This is a genomic window from Saccharothrix sp. DSM 118769 (genome assembly GCF_052936295.1).
Window position 1 is genome coordinate 7104643 of the sequence record NZ_CP193627.1, and the last position, 14737, is coordinate 7119379.

Annotated in this window: 14 protein-coding genes; 5 read left to right on the top strand and 9 right to left on the bottom strand. The window is 74.3% G+C overall.

Annotation, left to right across the window (positions count from 1 at the left end):
- Nucleotides 1–58: 58 nt before the first annotated feature.
- A complete protein-coding gene (locus ACRAKJ_RS29465) occupies nucleotides 59–1189 on the top strand; it encodes a DUF6801 domain-containing protein (protein ID WP_438923429.1) in 1131 nt (376 codons plus the stop codon).
- 84 nt (nucleotides 1190–1273) lie between these two features.
- On the opposite strand, the gene ACRAKJ_RS29470 is transcribed toward ACRAKJ_RS29465, so the two are convergent.
- Entirely contained in the window at nucleotides 1274–1996 is a 723-nt protein-coding gene (locus ACRAKJ_RS29470; RefSeq protein WP_447008748.1) for a hypothetical protein, read from the bottom strand.
- Between the two features lie 139 nt (nucleotides 1997–2135).
- Nucleotides 2136–2861: an ANTAR domain-containing protein gene (locus ACRAKJ_RS29475; RefSeq protein WP_438926298.1), complete on the bottom strand. Its 726-nt coding sequence runs from the start codon at nucleotides 2859–2861 to the stop codon at nucleotides 2136–2138.
- 56 nt (nucleotides 2862–2917) lie between these two features.
- On the opposite strand from ACRAKJ_RS29475, the gene ACRAKJ_RS29480 reads away from it, so the two are divergent.
- The 3 genes from ACRAKJ_RS29480 to ACRAKJ_RS29490 are packed head-to-tail and all read left to right on the top strand — an operon-like array spanning nucleotide 2918 to nucleotide 5826.
- Nucleotides 2918–3577 carry a response regulator gene (locus ACRAKJ_RS29480; protein ID WP_438926297.1) on the top strand — a complete coding sequence of 220 codons (660 nt, stop codon included), beginning with the start codon at nucleotides 2918–2920 and terminating at the stop codon, nucleotides 3575–3577.
- Nucleotides 3578–4933 (top strand): ATP-binding protein, encoded by a 1356-nt coding sequence (locus tag ACRAKJ_RS29485; RefSeq protein WP_438926296.1) that lies wholly within the window; start codon nucleotides 3578–3580, stop codon nucleotides 4931–4933. It abuts the gene before it with no gap.
- Nucleotides 4930–5826: a TAXI family TRAP transporter solute-binding subunit gene (locus ACRAKJ_RS29490; RefSeq protein WP_438926295.1), complete on the top strand. Its 897-nt coding sequence runs from the start codon at nucleotides 4930–4932 to the stop codon at nucleotides 5824–5826. The genes ACRAKJ_RS29485 and ACRAKJ_RS29490 overlap by 4 nt, the downstream gene beginning before the upstream one ends.
- Nucleotides 5827–5863: 37 nt before the next feature.
- Here ACRAKJ_RS29490 and ACRAKJ_RS29495 read toward each other — a convergent pair whose 3' ends face one another.
- The 6 genes from ACRAKJ_RS29495 to ACRAKJ_RS29520 form a co-directional block, all read right to left on the bottom strand.
- Entirely contained in the window at nucleotides 5864–6829 is a 966-nt protein-coding gene (locus ACRAKJ_RS29495) for a VWA domain-containing protein (protein ID WP_438926294.1), read from the bottom strand.
- Nucleotides 6829–7710, bottom strand: a complete 882-nt coding sequence (locus ACRAKJ_RS29500) for a DUF58 domain-containing protein (RefSeq protein ID WP_438926300.1) — start codon at nucleotides 7708–7710, stop codon at nucleotides 6829–6831. Before ACRAKJ_RS29500 ends, ACRAKJ_RS29495 begins: the two co-directional genes overlap by 1 nt.
- Nucleotides 7711–7781: 71 nt before the next feature.
- Nucleotides 7782–8813 carry an AAA family ATPase gene (locus ACRAKJ_RS29505; protein WP_438926293.1) on the bottom strand — a complete coding sequence of 344 codons (1032 nt, stop codon included), beginning with the start codon at nucleotides 8811–8813 and terminating at the stop codon, nucleotides 7782–7784.
- A 72-nt stretch (nucleotides 8814–8885) separates the two neighbouring features.
- Complete coding sequence (locus ACRAKJ_RS29510; RefSeq protein ID WP_438926292.1) at nucleotides 8886–9440, bottom strand: NTP transferase domain-containing protein; 555 nt, start codon at nucleotides 9438–9440, stop codon at nucleotides 8886–8888.
- A gap of 77 nt (nucleotides 9441–9517) precedes the next feature.
- Nucleotides 9518–10264, bottom strand: a complete 747-nt coding sequence (locus ACRAKJ_RS29515; RefSeq protein WP_438926291.1) for an MHYT domain-containing protein — start codon at nucleotides 10262–10264, stop codon at nucleotides 9518–9520.
- Between the two features lie 507 nt (nucleotides 10265–10771).
- Complete coding sequence (locus ACRAKJ_RS29520) at nucleotides 10772–12196, bottom strand: diguanylate cyclase domain-containing protein (RefSeq protein ID WP_438926290.1); 1425 nt, start codon at nucleotides 12194–12196, stop codon at nucleotides 10772–10774.
- A gap of 389 nt (nucleotides 12197–12585) precedes the next feature.
- Between ACRAKJ_RS29520 and ACRAKJ_RS29525 the strand changes: the two genes are divergently transcribed.
- Complete coding sequence (locus ACRAKJ_RS29525; RefSeq protein WP_447008749.1) at nucleotides 12586–13392, top strand: ion transporter; 807 nt, start codon at nucleotides 12586–12588, stop codon at nucleotides 13390–13392.
- Nucleotides 13393–13418: 26 nt separating this feature from the next.
- On the opposite strand, the gene ACRAKJ_RS29530 is transcribed toward ACRAKJ_RS29525, so the two are convergent.
- Entirely contained in the window at nucleotides 13419–14726 is a 1308-nt protein-coding gene (locus tag ACRAKJ_RS29530; protein WP_447008750.1) for an NlpC/P60 family protein, read from the bottom strand.
- Nucleotides 14727–14737 lie beyond the last annotated feature (11 nt).

Consider the following 14737-nt stretch of genomic DNA (forward strand, 5'->3'; position numbering starts at 1 on the left):
AGGCGGGTCGGCGCGCGTGCGCCGGCCCGCCCGGGTCGTTCCCAGGAGAGAACCTGACATGAGAGTGCGACACCGGGTGGCCGCGGCGGGTCTCAGCGCGGTCGTGGTCGGCGGCTCGGCCCTGCTCGGCGCGGGCGTCGGCACCGCCGCCGCGGCGGAGCTGACGCTGGTCTACAACTGCCCGTTCCCGCTGATCGGCGCCCAGGACATGAGCGTCCGGATCGTGGTGGAGGACCTGCCCGACGACGCGGTGGTGGGCGAGGAGCAACCGGCGACGCGGGTCACCGCGACCGCCACCGTGCCGGACCTGGCCACGCAGGGCCTGGCGCTGGTGGGCGCGGCGACCGTGGAGGGCACGGCGAAGGCGCGGACGAGGATCGACAACGCGGGTTTCGTGCTGGACCTCGTGCCGGACCTGGCCGTGGCCAAGACCCCGGTGCCGCCGTCGGGCGCGTTCGACACCGTCGCGACCGGCGGCACCCCGCCGGTGAGCTTCCCCAACGCGGGCCGGACCACGATCACCATCGGCGACTTCGAGACGACCCTGACCCCGCGCCGGGCCGACGGCACCGAGACGGGCCTGGGCACATTCACCTCGCCGTGCACGCTCAACCCCGGCCAGGACACGCTGCTGCACGAGTTCACCGTCCGGCCGAACACGCCGACCAGCACCACCACGACCACCACGACGACGACCACGACCGATCCCACGACCACCACCACGGAACCGACCACCACGACCGAGCCGACGACGACCACCACCGACCCGACCACGACGACCACCGACCCGACGACGACCACCACCACGACGGACCCGACGTCGACCACGACGAGCACCACCACCACGTCGCCGACCACGACCACGACCACCACGACCAGGCCGACGACGACCACGACCACGTCGACCACGACGTCCGGCGGCACCACCACCACGACGACGCCGACGTCCACCACGACCACCACCGGCGGTGCGACGACCACGACCGCCCCGACGACCACGACCGCCCCGACGTCGAGCACCACCACGACCACGACCACGCCGGTCGTGGTGCCGCCCGCACCGGGCGGCGGCGGCCGGCTCGCCGACACCGGCGCGTCGGTCCGCGGTCCCCTGGTCCTCGGCGGCGCCCTGCTCGCCCTGGGCGCGGGCGCCCTGCTCCACCTGCGCCGCACGCGCCGGCGCGGCTGACCCGGACCCGGCCGACCCGGACTCAGCCGACCCGGACGAGGGGCCGGCCCGCGGGCTTCCCGCGGGCCGGCCCCTCGCGCGGTCCTAGCCCGGCAGCGACGGCAGCTGGCCGACCTGCTCCGGCGCGGGCGGGGTGATGTCGACCGGCGCGCCCCAGTCGCGGTAGTCCGCCACGACGTCCACCGCTCCCCCGCCCTCGACCGGCGTGCTCACCTCGGTCCTCACCGGCAGGTCCTGCTCGTCCACCCACAGCTTGAGCACCGAGGCCCGGCCGTCGGCGGTCACGTGCGCGGTGTACCGGACGGTCTTCTTCCCGGCCACCTCCTCCTCGGCCTTGTCCACGATCCGCGCGCCCTCGGGCAGCGCCTTGCGGATGTCGGCGGCGTCGCGGATGTGCACGGCCACGGCCGCCATCGCCCTCCCCAGGGCGTTGGCCGGGTCGTCCGGGTCGAGCTTGAGCCACGGCTTGTCCGGCTGCGGGGCCTGCCCGGCGGGGATGCGCACGTAGATGCCGTCCGGCACCATCACGTACGCGACCTCGTCGGCGTCGGCGGTGGAGATCCGGCAGGAGGCCGCGAAGTCGTCGGTGCGCAGCCCGCAGCTGCCCTTCCCGTTGGTGGCGAGGTCCAGGTCCACGGTCACCGAGCCCTTGGCCTCGGCCGCCACCAGGCTGGCCTCGCCCAGCGCCTGCGGCGTGTCGAACGTCTTGGCCGCCGGCGCCGGCGGCGCCGGCTCACCGGTGCACGCGGACAGCGCGGCGGTGACCACGGCGGCACAGCCCACCAGGGCGACGCGGTTCTGGCGCATGCTCCTCCTCGGACCAGTAATGGGGAAATGGGCTTTCCACAGACACTGTAACCAGCGGGAGAAGATTTCGAACCGGTCGATCCGCGGCTGTTGCCGAAAAACGAAAAACGCGAATCCCTTTTGTCAGGCGGGTGACAAATCAGGGTCGGCGCACGGACGCCAGCAGGTTGCGGGCGACCTCGCGCAGCTTGGTGTTGTGCCGCTGCGACTCGGCGACGAGCCGGGCGAACGCCTCGCCCTCGTCGATGCCGTGCGCGGCCATGAGCACGCCCTTGGCCTGGTCGATCTCGGCACGCGACTCCAGCGCCGCCTGGAGGTGCCGCACGAGGGCCCGCGACCGGTCGTAGCGGCGGAACCCGGTGATGGTGGTGGACGCGGCCGTGACGAACAGCCGCAGCAGCGCCTCGTCGAACGGGTCGAACGCGTGGTCGGCGCCGCTGTAGAGGTTGAGCGCCCCGATCGCCTCGTCGTCCACGACGAGCGGGGCGGACAGGTAGGCGCGCACGCCGATCCGCTCGACGGCGCGGGCGAACTCCGGCCACTTCTCGCGACCGCCGTGCAGGGTCGCCCGCACGGGTCTCCTGGTGCGCGCGGCCTCCAGGCACGGCCCGTTGCCCGCCTCGTACTGCTCGGCGTCGATCGTGCGGACCTTCTGGTCGGTCGCGGCCGGCGTGTGCGGACCGGTTGAGCCCAGGACCGTCACCGACACGTTGTCCGCGTCGGGGATGACGCGGGACACCGACTCGACCAACTGCTGGAGCGCGTCCTCCAACGATTGGTCGCCCGCCAGTACGCCCGCCAGTTCCTCCAGCGCCTCGCTGGCCTCGTCCAGCTGGCTCGCCGGGAGCTGCTCCTGAATGCTCACGCCCCATTGTCTACACCCAGGGGACGATAATCGCCGCAACCGAAGGGGGTGACGCTGTGCGGGTGCTGCTGGTCGAGGACGACGACGGGGTCGCCGGGGCACTGGTGGCGGCGTTGGTGGACAACGGGCACCGCCCCGGTCGGGTGAGCCGGGGCGCGGACGCGCTGCTCTCGCACCGCGGCTTCGACCTGGTGCTGCTGGACCTGGGCCTGCCCGACATCGACGGCCTGGACGTGCTGCGCAAGGTGCGGCGGGTCTCGCCGGTGCCGGTGCTGGTGCTGACCGCGCGGGGTGACGAGCGGTCGGTCGTGCGCGGCCTGCGCCTGGGCGCGGACGACTACCTGGTGAAACCGGTGCGCCTGGGCGAGCTGCTGGCCCGGATGGACGCGGTGGCGCGGCGCAGCGCGGCGGTGGCCGGGCCGGCGGACCGCACGGTGCGCGTCGGCGACGTGGAGGTCGAACTGGAGGCCAGGCGGGTGCTGGTGGGCGGCGTCGAGGTCGCGTTGACCACGAAGGAGTTCGAGGTGCTGGCGGTGCTGGCCGCGCGGGCGGGCACGGCGGTGAGCCGCCAGCAGGTCATGGACGAGGTGTGGGGCGACGCGTACCTGGCCGTGTCGCGGTCGCTGGACGTGCACGTGGCGGGCCTGCGGGGGAAGCTGGGCCGGCCGGGCCTGCTGACCACGATCCGCGGTTTCGGCTACCGGTTGGGCGAGTAGGTGCGCCGCCGCCTGCTGCTGGTGCTCCTGCTGTTCTCCGCCGCGGCCGTGGCCGGGTTCGCCGTGCCGCTGCTGTCGGCCACGTCCACCGAGCGCACGCAGCGGTTCGTGCTCAGCCGCACCGCCGACCTGGACCGGTTCGCCGTGCTCGCGCAGCACGCCGAGACCACCCGGGACGACGCGGCGCTGGAGGACGAGGTCGGCGCGTACTTCGCCCTGTACGGCGAGCCGGTGGTGGTGGTCGACGCGCGGCGGCGGCCGGTCGCCCAGGCGGGTCTGCCCGCCGGCGACCCGCTGTTCGCGCAGGCCCTGGACGCGGCGCTGCGCAACCAGCCCACGCCGTCCGTGGCGACGCTGACCCCCTGGTCGTCCGGGCACGTGGTGTTCGCGCGCCCGGTCGGCACCGGCACGCGGGTCGCGGGCGCGGTCGTGCTGCGGGCGTCGGTGGAGCGCGCGGCGGCGGACGTGACGGAGCGGTGGCTGTGGGTGCTCGGCGGCGCGCTGGCCGCGGCGGCCGTGTCGGTGCTGCTCGTGCAGGTGGTGGCGCGGTGGCTGCTCGAACCGCTGGCGGAGCTGGCGATCGGGGTGCGCGCGGTGGCCGCGGGCGAGCGGCGGGCGCACGTGCCGGGCAGCAGCGGCCCGCCGGAGGTGCGGGAGCTGTCGGAGTCGTTCAACCGGATGTCCGACGCCGTCACCGAGGCCGCCGACCAGCAGCGCCGGCTCATCGCGGACACCTCGCACCAGCTGCGCAACCCGATGGCGGCGCTGCGGCTGCGGATGGACGCGCTGGGTGCCCAGGTGACACCGGACGGCGTGGTCGCCTACACGGCGGGCGTCACCGAGATCGAGCGGTTGGAGTCCCTGCTGGACGGGCTGCTGGCGCTGGCCGCGGCGGAGAGCACGGCGACGGAGGTGGCGGCGGGCGGGCGCGAGCCGGAGCTGACCGACGTGGGCGCGGTGGCGGTGGACCGGGCCGGGTTCTGGCAGGTGCCGGTGCCGCCGGTGCCCGACCTGGCGGTGCTGGTGCGCTGCCCGGAGTCCGACCTGGCGCAGGTGCTGGACGTGCTGCTGGACAACGCGGTGAAGTACGGGGGCGCGGTGCGGGTGGCGCTGGGCGCGGACCGGGCCGCCGGGACGGGGTGGGTCGAGGTGCGCGACGACGGGCCGGGCATGACGGAGCGGGAGCTGGCGATGGCCACCGCGCGGTTCTGGCGCGGCCGGTCCGACCGGCCCGGCACGGGGCTGGGCCTGGCCATCGCCGACCAGCTGGTGCGCGCCCGGGGCGGGGCGCTGGCGCTGTCGTCCGACCGCGGCCTGACCGCGCGGGTGACCCTGCCGCTGGAGCCGGCGCTGTGAACCGCCGGGCGTTCCTGCTGGGCCTGCTCGCCACCGGGTGCGCGACCGGCTGCACGGCGGGTGAGCCGTCCCGCGAGCTGGCCGTCGCCGGCGGTGAGCGCGGCGGCATGTACTTCGACTTCGCCACGCTGCTCGCCGGCCGGCTGACCGGCGTGCGCGGCCGGGTGCTGGAGACCGAGGGCAGCCTGGCGAACCTGGACCTGCTCGCCGAGGGCCGGGCGGACCTGGCGCTGACCCTGGTCGACGCCGCCCACGTCGCCGACCCGGCCCTGGAGCTGCGCGCGCTGGGCCGGGTGTACGAGAACTACCTGCAACTGGTGGTCCGCGAGGACGACCCGGCGCGTGCCGCCGCCGACCTCGCCGGGCGGACCGTGTCGCTGGGCGCGGCCCGGTCGGGCGCGTCGCTGACGGGGTGGCGGATGCTCGACGCGCTCGGCCTGCGCGACTCCGTGCGGGTGGTGCACCACCGGCTCGGCGACGCGGCGGCGATGCTGGCCGACGGGCGGATCGACGCCGTGCTGTGGTCGGGCGGCGTGCCCACGCCCAGGCTGGAGGACCTGTCCCGCATCCGGCTGCTGCCGCTGGCCGAGCTGGTGCCGGGCCTGCGGGACGCACACGGCTCGGTGTACGAGCAGGTGGCGGTGCCGGTCGGCGTGTACGGGGCGGGGCGCGAGGTGCCCACGATCGGCGTGGCCAACCTGCTGGTGGGGAGGGCGTCGCTGGACGGGGAGGCCGCCGCCGCCGTCACCCGCACGCTGGTGTCGCGCGCCGCCGAGCTGGTCCCGGAGCAGGCGCTGGGCACCCAGTTCCTCGACGTGCGCAGCCTCATCGGCACGGTCGGCGTGCCCCTGCACCCCGGTGCGGCGGCCGTCTACCGCGACCTGCACGGGTGAGGCACGGGGTCGGTCACCCGCCCCCGTGCCTCACCCGTCAGGGCAGGCGTTGCCCGAAGACCAGCGCGCCCGCCACGGCCAGCAGGCCCAGCACGGTGCCCAGCGCGACCCACGGCCGGGACGCGTCGGACTGCTTCTTCTCGTAGCCGATCTGCTCGCCGAGCGTGTCGTAGACCCGCCGCAGCTCCTCGGCGCTGGCCGCCTTGAAGAACTCGCCGCCGGACAGCTTGGCGATCTCCTTCATGGAGTCGTCGTCCACCGGCACGTCCTGGCGCCGCCCCTCGATCTCGACGACGCCCTCCTCGGTGCCGAACGAGATCGTGGAGATCGGGATGCCCGCCTTCTTGGCGTCCTCGGCCGCGTCGAACGCCTTGCGCGTGCCGACGGTCTCCTTGCCGTCGGTCATCAGCACGACGCGCGCCGGCGGTGGGCCGTCCGCGCCGCCGACGACCTTGCCGAACGAGTCGATCGCCGCGAGTGCCGCCACGATCGCGTCACCGGTCGCGGTCGACTGGGCGAGCTTGAGCCCGTCGATGCTCGACGTGACCGCGCCCCGGTCGGTGGTCGGCGCGACCAGCACCGTGGCCGACCCGGCGAACGAGATCAGGCCCAGGTTGATGCCCGGGGTGAGCCCGTCGGCGAACGACTTGGCCGCCACCTGCGCGGCCTCCAGGCGGGACGGCTTGACGTCGGTGGCCTTCATCGACAGCGACGTGTCGATCACCAGCATCACGGTGGCGCGGTTGCGCGGCACCTTCTGCTCGGCGGTCGGCCCGGCCAGCGCCACGGTCAGCAGGATGAACGCGACCAGCAGCAACGCCGCCGGCACGTGCTTGTACCAGCCCTGCCGCTTCGGGGCGACCTTCTCCAGCATCGACAGGTTGGCGAAGCGCAGCGTCCGCTTGCGCAGCACGCGCTGCAGCACGACGTACAGCGCGGCGACCGCGGCGACCGCGACCAGCAGCAGGAACCACCACGGCGCGGTGAACCCGGACAGGCTCATCAGGCCACCCCTCCCGACCAGCGGCGCTTGCGGGCGACGACGAACCGCACGGTGTCGGCGATCCAGTCGGAGTCGGTGCGCAGCACCAGGTGGCCCGCGCCCGCCTGGCGCAGGCCGGCGGCCACCCCGGCGCGGTGCTCGGAGGCCGCGGCGGAGAACTCGCGGCGCAGCAGCGGCGAGGCGACGACCTCGCGCTGGCGGCCCGTCTCCGGGTCGGCGAGCACGACCGTGCCCACGTCGGGCAGGTCGATGTCGCGCGGGTCGAGGACCTCGATCGCGACCAGGTCGTGCCGGGCGGAGAGCGCCTTGAGGGGCCGCTGCCACTCCATGCCGCCGAGGAAGTCGGAGATCACCACGACCAGGCCGCGGCGCCGGGGCGGGCGGCGCAGCTGCTCGACCACCTCGGCCAGCGAGCCGCGGGTGCCCTCGGGGGCGCGCGGCGTCTCGGCGACCTTGCGGATGAGGCCGCGCGAGTGCGCGAGGCCGCCGCGCGCGGGCACCCGGACGAGCTGGTCGCCGGTGGACACCAGCGCGCCGATCCGGTTGCCGCCGCCGCGGGTCAGGTGCGCCACGGCCGCGGTCGCGGCGACCACCAGGTCGCGCTTCTCGCACGCCGCCGTGCCGAAGTCGAGGCTGGGCGACAGGTCGATCGCGAGCCACGTCTCCAGCTCGCGGTCGGCCACGGTCTCGCGGATGTGCGGCACGGTGGTGCGGGCGGTGACCGCCCAGTCCATCCGCCGCACGTCGTCACCGGGCTGGTAGGGCCGCGCCTCGCCGGGCTCCGAGCCCGGCCCGGGGACCAGGCCCAGGTGGTTGCCCTGGAGCAGGCCGTCGAGCCGGCGGCGGACCTCCAGTTCGAGCGTGCGCAGGGCGGCCTCCATGCGGCCACCGTGCAGGACCGGCGGCGCCCAGTTCGGGCGGGCGTCGGCGGCGTCGTCCTCGGTGTTCCCGGTCACGGCCTGCCCGCGGGCTGCGGCGACGACGGGCGGGCGGAGACCTGCGGCAGCGGCACGGTCTGGAGCACGCGCGTGATGATGTGGTCCAGCGGCACGCCGTCGGCCAGCGCGTCGTAGGACAGCACCAGGCGGTGGCGCAGCACGTCCGGCACGACGTCCACGACGTCCTGCGGCAGCACGTAGTCGCGACCGCGGACCAGCGCGAGGGCGCGGGCGGCGGCGATGATGCCGAGGCTGGCGCGCGGCGAGGCGCCGTAGGCGACCCACCCGGCGACGTCGGTGAGCTGGTGCTCCTTGGGCGCGCGGGTGGCGATGACCAGCCGCACGACGTAGTCGACCAGCGCGTGGTGCACGAAGACCCGGGAGGCCACGCCCTGGAGGCGGACCAGCTCGTCCGGGCCGAGGACCTGGGCGGGCACCGGCGGCTCGACGCCCATCCGGTAGACGATCTCCCGCTCCTCCTCGGCCGTCGGGTACTCGACCTGGATCTTGAACAGGAAGCGGTCGCGCTGCGCCTCGGGCAGCGGGTAGACGCCCTCGTTCTCGATCGGGTTCTGGGTGGCCAGCACCAGGAACGGGGTGGGCATCGGGAACGTCTTGCCGCCGATGGACACGTGCCGCTCGGCCATGACCTCCAGCATCGCCGACTGCACCTTGGCGGGCGCGCGGTTGATCTCGTCGGCGAGCACGAAGTTCGCCACGACGGGGCCCAGTTCGACGTCGAAGGTCTCGCTGCCCTGGCGGTAGATGCGCGTGCCGAGGATGTCCGCGGGCACCAGGTCGGGGGTGAACTGGACGCGCGAGAACGAGCCGCCGACGACGTTGGCGAAGGTCTCCACGGCCAGCGTCTTGGCGACGCCCGGCACGCCCTCCAGCAGCAGGTGCCCCTTGGCGAGCAGGCCGACGAGCATCCGCTCGACCAGCCGGTCCTGACCGACGATCACCCGCTTGACCTCGAACACGGTGCGCTCGAGCAGCTGGGCGTCACGAGCCGGCGTGGTGGGCGCCTCGGCGGCGGGCTCGGACAAGGGTCCTCCTCGAACAGGGTTGTGCGACTGTTCCCAGTCTCCCCTGCCGGCGGTATGGACCTTGTAAAGGGTCTACAGGTCGGCGGGCGTGTCCACGTCACGGGCCTCGCCGGCCAGCGCGGGCACGAGGACGGGGCGCAGCGGGTCGAGCACCGAGCGCGCGGAGGCGTCGCGGGGGTCGGCGGGCAGGGCCGCGCGCAGGCGGTCGACGCGCCACGCGCCGGTCAGCCACTGCGCCCGGCCACCGGCGTCGACGAGCACCGCGCCCGCGTTGTCCGCGTTGTCCACGGCGGACCTGAGCCGGTCCACTGTGGACCTGGTGAGGCCGGGCTGGTCCACCGCCAGCACGACCACGACGTCCGCGGTGACGTGCGCCAGCCCTGCGGCGAGCCCGGCGACCGGCCCGCCGCCGGGCGGGTCCTCACGCGCCCACAGCACGCCCGAGAGGTCCAGGCCGGGAACGTCCCGGAGAGGTCCGACGACCACCGTCTCCCGGGCACCCGCCACGGCGTCGAGCACGCGGTCGAGGAGCGTGCGGCCGTCGACCACGACCGACGCCTTGTCGACGCCGCCGAGCCTGCTGCCCCGCCCACCCGCGAGCACCACCGCCGACCACACGCGGCCCACGGTAGCGGCTGGGCCGGGTCGCGGGGGCTCGGGTCGTGGGTGGCCGGGACGCGGGGGCTCGGGTCGCGGGGGCCGGTTCAGGCGGGCTCGCCGACCGCGTCGTCGCCGGAGGTGAACAGCATCCACAGCAGCACGGCCACGACCAGGCCGCTGGTCACGAACACCGGGAACACCAGGTCGAACACGGTGCTGCCCTGCGGCGCGGCCAGCGTCGGGTCGCTCGTGACGGTCACCGCGGCCATGCCGGTGTAGTGCATGCCGGTGACCGCGACGCCCATGATCAACCCGGCCGCGACGGTGGCCTGCGCGGTCTTGACGACCAGGGTGAACCAGAACGCCGCGGTGGCCGCGACGACGGCGATCGCGCAGGAGGCGACGACCAGCACCGGGTCGTAGCCGATCTCGCCCTTGAAGCGGAGGGCCGACATGCCGATGTAGTGCATGCCCGCCACGCCCAGGCCGGCCAGGGTACCGGCGAGGAGCAGCCGCATCCGGGTGAAGCGGACCAACGTGACCAGGGACAGCCCGAGCCCGACCACGCCGACCGCGACGACGGCGGACAGGGCGGTCAGCGGCGCGGAGTACTTGACGACGGCGCCGGGCACGTCGAAGCCGAGCATGGCGACGAAGTGCATGAGCCAGATCGCGATGCCACCGATGGCGAGTGCGCCGAACACCGTCCAGCGGACCTTCACCTGCCGTTGCCGCTCGGTGCGGGCGCGGGCCATGCAGGCCAGGCCGATCAGCGAGCCGACGACGGCGACCACGTAGGCGACGACGAGGGTGGAGAGGTCTCCGGAGGAGTGCATGAGGTCGTGGTTCACGGGGGCACCGGTTCCTGGGGTCGGGAGGCCCCTTTACTAACCCGCTGTCACCAAGTTCTCCAGGTACGGCCGGTCGAGTTCATGAACTTGAGACCTGTTCACCTCTGTTTTCTACTTTGAGTAGTCATTGACGCGGCATTCAGCTCAACGTCCCCCCATGCAGGTGACCCAAAAGAATCGTCACCCCTCGTAACCACCCAAACGCACGGCGACGCACTCCTCGCCCACCCCCTCACCCGCGCCGCACTACCACCCGATCATCGCTGTAGGATCGTTCAACAATCCTACATTCTCCATCGTACCGGGGTCGGCGCGACCGACGACGGCGGCGGTCAGCGGCGGTCAGCGGCGGTCAGCGGCGGTCAGCGGCGGTCAGCGGCGGTCAGCGGCGGTCAGCGGCGGTCAGCGGCGCTGGGCGGGCGGGTGAGTGAGCGGGCGGGCGGGTGAACAAGTGGGCGGGTGAGTGAGCGGGCGGGCGGCGGGCGGGCGGGTGAACAGATGAGCAGGTCAGGGTGTGCACGCCCAGCGCCCCACCACCCGGTTGCGGCCCGCGTCCTTGGCTTCCAGCACGGCGACGCTGGCCTGCTCCACCGCCTCGGTGACCGACGCGCCCGGCGCGACCTCGACCGCGCCGATCGAGACCGTCACGACGCCCTCCGGCGTGCCCCGGTGCTCCACGCCCAGGCGCTCGACCGCTCGCCGGACGCGTTCGGCCAGGGCCAGCGCGCCGTCCAGCCTGGTCCCGGGCAGCAGCACGGTGAACTCCTCACCCCCGTAGCGGTAGGCGCGGTCGCCCGCCCGGGCCGTGCCGCTGATGGCCTGGCCGACCGCGCGCAACGCCTCGTGCCCGGCCAGGTAGCGGTAGAGGGTGTTGTAGCTGTGGAAGCGGTCGATGTCGATCAGCAGCAGGCTGTACGGCTCGCCCGCGCGGTTGCGGCGCTGGTGGTCGGCGTCGAACGTGGCCGCGTTCGGCAGACCGGTGCGCTGGTCGGTGGTCGCCGCCTCGGCCAGCGCCCGGTTCTCGGCGCGCAGCTGCGCGAGGCGTTCGGCGAGGAGGTCGACCTGCTGCTTGCGGGCCAGCGCCCAGTCCTCCAGGCCGTCGTCGTAGACGGTCACCGGGCCGACCGCCTTCGCCCGGTACATCGCCAGGTCGGCCTGGTGCAGCAGGTCCTCCGCGCCGCGGCCGGGGCGCACGAACGTCAGGCCGGCCGACACCGACACCCGCACCACGTCGTCGCCCACGACCAGCGGTCCGCCCATCGCGGTGAGGATCTCGTGCGCGGCGGCGACCGCCTGGTCCTCGTCGAGCCGGTCGAGCAGCACGGCGAACTCGTCGCCGCCCAGCCGCGCCGCGGTGCCCCGGCCGTCGACCGCGGCGTGCAGCCGGGCCGCCACGAGCCGCAGCACGTCGTCCCCCGCGGCGTGCCCGTGGCGGTCGTTCACCTCCTTGAACCGGTCGAGGTCGAGGCACACCAGCACCGGTCCGGGCGCGCCGCGCACCGCCTGCTCCAACCGGGGCAGGAAGCCGGTCCGGTTCGCCAAGCCGGTCAGCGCGTCGGTGTTGAGCCGCCGGCCCAGCTCGGCGGTCGTCTCCGCCCACCCGGTGACGTCGAGCGCGACCACCACGAGCCCGCCCACGTCGGGTTCCTCCGCCAGGTCGCGCACGACCAGGTCGACGCGCCGGTGGGCCGAGCCCTCCACGGGCACCGCGCACGTGCAGCGGGACGCCCCCGCGCTGCCCGCCGCGTGCAGGAACGTGCCGACGGACGCCGCGTCGGCGGGCGCCACGAGGTCCGGCAGCGGGCCGGACGCGCCGCGGAACAGCCGCCGCGCCGCCGGGGACGCCCACCGCACCCCCAGGTCGTGCCGGTCGACCACGAGCACGGCGGCGTCACCCCGTTCGAGCACCGCCCGGTACAGGTCCCCGGTCATCGCGCTCGTCCGCCGTGTGGTGATCCGTCGTGTGGTGATCCGCCGCATGGTGATCCGCCGTTGTCGGGAATCGCGAAATCGGTCGTCATGGTCCCCCCTGGACGTGACTTCCCCTGGTGTTCGACGCTACCGAAAATCACGTTCGGGCGGATCGGTTATCCGGTGGACCCCCGGGTGGCGCAACTCCCCTCCCGGCGGGGCCGCCGCCACCGATCGAGACGCACGACCCCACGAGGTCGGAGGAATGCGGCAGAGTGAATATTCACCCCATTACCGCGACAATCCTTTGTGGACTCCCGCGAGCTCCCGACCGGGTGAACCGGCTCAAGCCGGACCACCGGTACGCCGATGGGCCCGACGTCCCCCGGTGTGCGAAGAAGGAGTTCGGCGTGGTGCTGCGCGAACGGGTCCGCGACGTCGTGGACGGCAAGCGCTTCCAGCGCTTCGTCATCGGCGTCATCGTGGTGAACGCGATCACCCTCGGCTGCGAGACGTCGGCCACCGCGGTCGCGGCGTACGGCGGCGCGCTGTCCGCTGTGGACACCATCGCGCTGGCGGTGTTCGTGGTCGAGCTGGCCGCCCGCCTCTACGCGCACCGCCTGGCGTTCTTCCGCGACCCGTGGAACTGCTTCGACCTCGTCGTCGTCGGCGTCTCCCTGCTGCCCGCCGCGGGTCCGCTGTCGGTGGTGCGGTCGCTGCGCATCCTGCGCGCCCTGAGGCTCATCGCGATGGTGCCGAGCATGCGCCGCGTGGTGAGCGCCCTGGTCAGGTCGATCCCGGGCCTGCTGTCGCTGTCCGGCCTGCTGCTGCTCGTGCTGTACGTGGGCAGCGTCGTGGCGGTCAACCTGTTCCGCCCGAGCGGCGACCCGCGCTTCGCGGACCTCGGCGCGACCGTGCTCACCCTGTTCCAGATCACCACGGGCGACGGCTGGTCGGACGTGATGCGGGACCTGATGGTCACCCAGCCGCTGGCGTGGCTGTTCTTCGTGGTCTACCTGCTGGTCGGCACCTTCACCATGCTGAACCTGTTCATCGCCGTGGTGTGCAGCGCGATGGAGCCCGACACCCCGGCCGCCACCGACGCCCCCGCGGGCACCGACACCCCCGCGGGCACCGACGACCGGGTTCTCGCCGACGAGATCAGGGCCCTCCGCGAGGAGATCCGCGACCTGCGCCTGGAGCGCGTCGGCCGGTGACCCGCTCCCGGGTCACCGGCACGCGGTCAGAGCAGGCGGGTGGCGAAGGGCATGATGCCGCCGTAGCGCACCGGGGCGATGCGGACGGACGAGCCCGAGTACGGCGCCTCGACCATCATGCCGCCGCCGAGGTAGAGGGCCACGTGGGTGCCGCCCCCCGGCCCCCAGAACAGCATGTCGCCGCGCCGCGCCTGGGACAGCGGCACCTTGCGGCCCGCGTTGTACTGGTAGCCGCTGTAGTGCGGCAGGTAGATGCCGACACCCGCGAACGCGTACATCATCAGTCCCGAGCAGTCGAAGCCGACGCTGTAGTAGTCGCCGTGCGAGTCGCCGACGCCCCAGTCGCGGATGCCGACCGTGGGGCCGTCGTAGTTGCCGCCGCCCCACGAGTAGCGCACGCCCAGGTGCTGCACGGCGCGCGCCACGACGGTCTCCACGCCGCCGCCGACGGGCGCGGCCACGACGGGGTCCGGCCGGGCGGCCGGGGCCTGCGGCTGCTGCGCGGCGGCCAGGGCGGCCTGCCGGGCGGCCTCCTCGTCCTCGCGGCGCTTGTCGTCGAGCCACCGGTCGTAGCGGGCGCGCTGGTCCTCCAGGCCGTCCACGGTGCCGAGCGCCTCGTCCAGCTCGGCCTGCACGCGGGCCACGTCGTCCTGGGCGGCCTTCGCGGCGGCGGCCTGGCCCTGCTGCGCCAGCGCGGCACCGGCCTGGGCGGCGTCGGCGTCGCGCTTGGCCTGGTCGGCGGCGGCCTCCTTCCGGTCGGCCAGGTCGAGCGCGGCACGCGCCGCGGCGTCCTTGTTGCCCATCTCGGCACGGGTGCGCTCGACGTCCTCCAGGGCGTCGAGGCTCGACGCGCCGACGGCCTCCAGCAGCTGGGCGCGGGCGAGCAGGTCCTCGGGACTGGTCGCACCGAAGTACGCCGAGACCGAGCCGACGGTGCTGCCCTGCTGGAAGCTGGCGGCGGCGAACTCGTCGAGCGCGGTGCGGGCGTCCTCGACGGCGCGGGCGGCGGCGTCGGCCTCGACGCGCGCCGCGTCCGCCCCCCGCCGCGCCTCGTCCGCCTCGGTCCGCGCGGTCTCCAGGTCGACGCGCGCCTTGTTGGCCAGCTCCATCGCGTGCGCCACGTCGTCGGTCAGCTGCCGGAGCCTGGCCTCCGCGTCGGCGAGCCGACCGGTCAGCTCGCCGACGCGGGCCGCCTTGGCGTCGGCGTCGCGCCTGCTCTCGTCGATCTCCGCGTCGCTCGGGTTGGGCGGTGGCGGCGGCACGGCGACCGCCGACCCCACCAGGGCGAGCACCGCGGACACCACGAGCACGACGAAGACCACCCACCGAGTCACGACACCCGCCT

Coding starts and splice junctions, on each gene's coding strand:
- ACRAKJ_RS29465 (WP_438923429.1), top strand. CDS start 59: ATGAGAGTGCGACACCGGGTGGCCGCGGCGGGTCTCAGCGCGGTCGTG.
- ACRAKJ_RS29470 (WP_447008748.1), bottom strand. CDS start 1,996: ATGCGCCAGAACCGCGTCGCCCTGGTGGGCTGTGCCGCCGTGGTCACC.
- ACRAKJ_RS29495 (WP_438926294.1), bottom strand. CDS start 6,829: ATGAGCCTGTCCGGGTTCACCGCGCCGTGGTGGTTCCTGCTGCTGGTC.
- ACRAKJ_RS29500 (WP_438926300.1), bottom strand. CDS start 7,710: ATGGAGGCCGCCCTGCGCACGCTCGAACTGGAGGTCCGCCGCCGGCTC.
- ACRAKJ_RS29520 (WP_438926290.1), bottom strand. CDS start 12,196: ATGACCGGGGACCTGTACCGGGCGGTGCTCGAACGGGGTGACGCCGCC.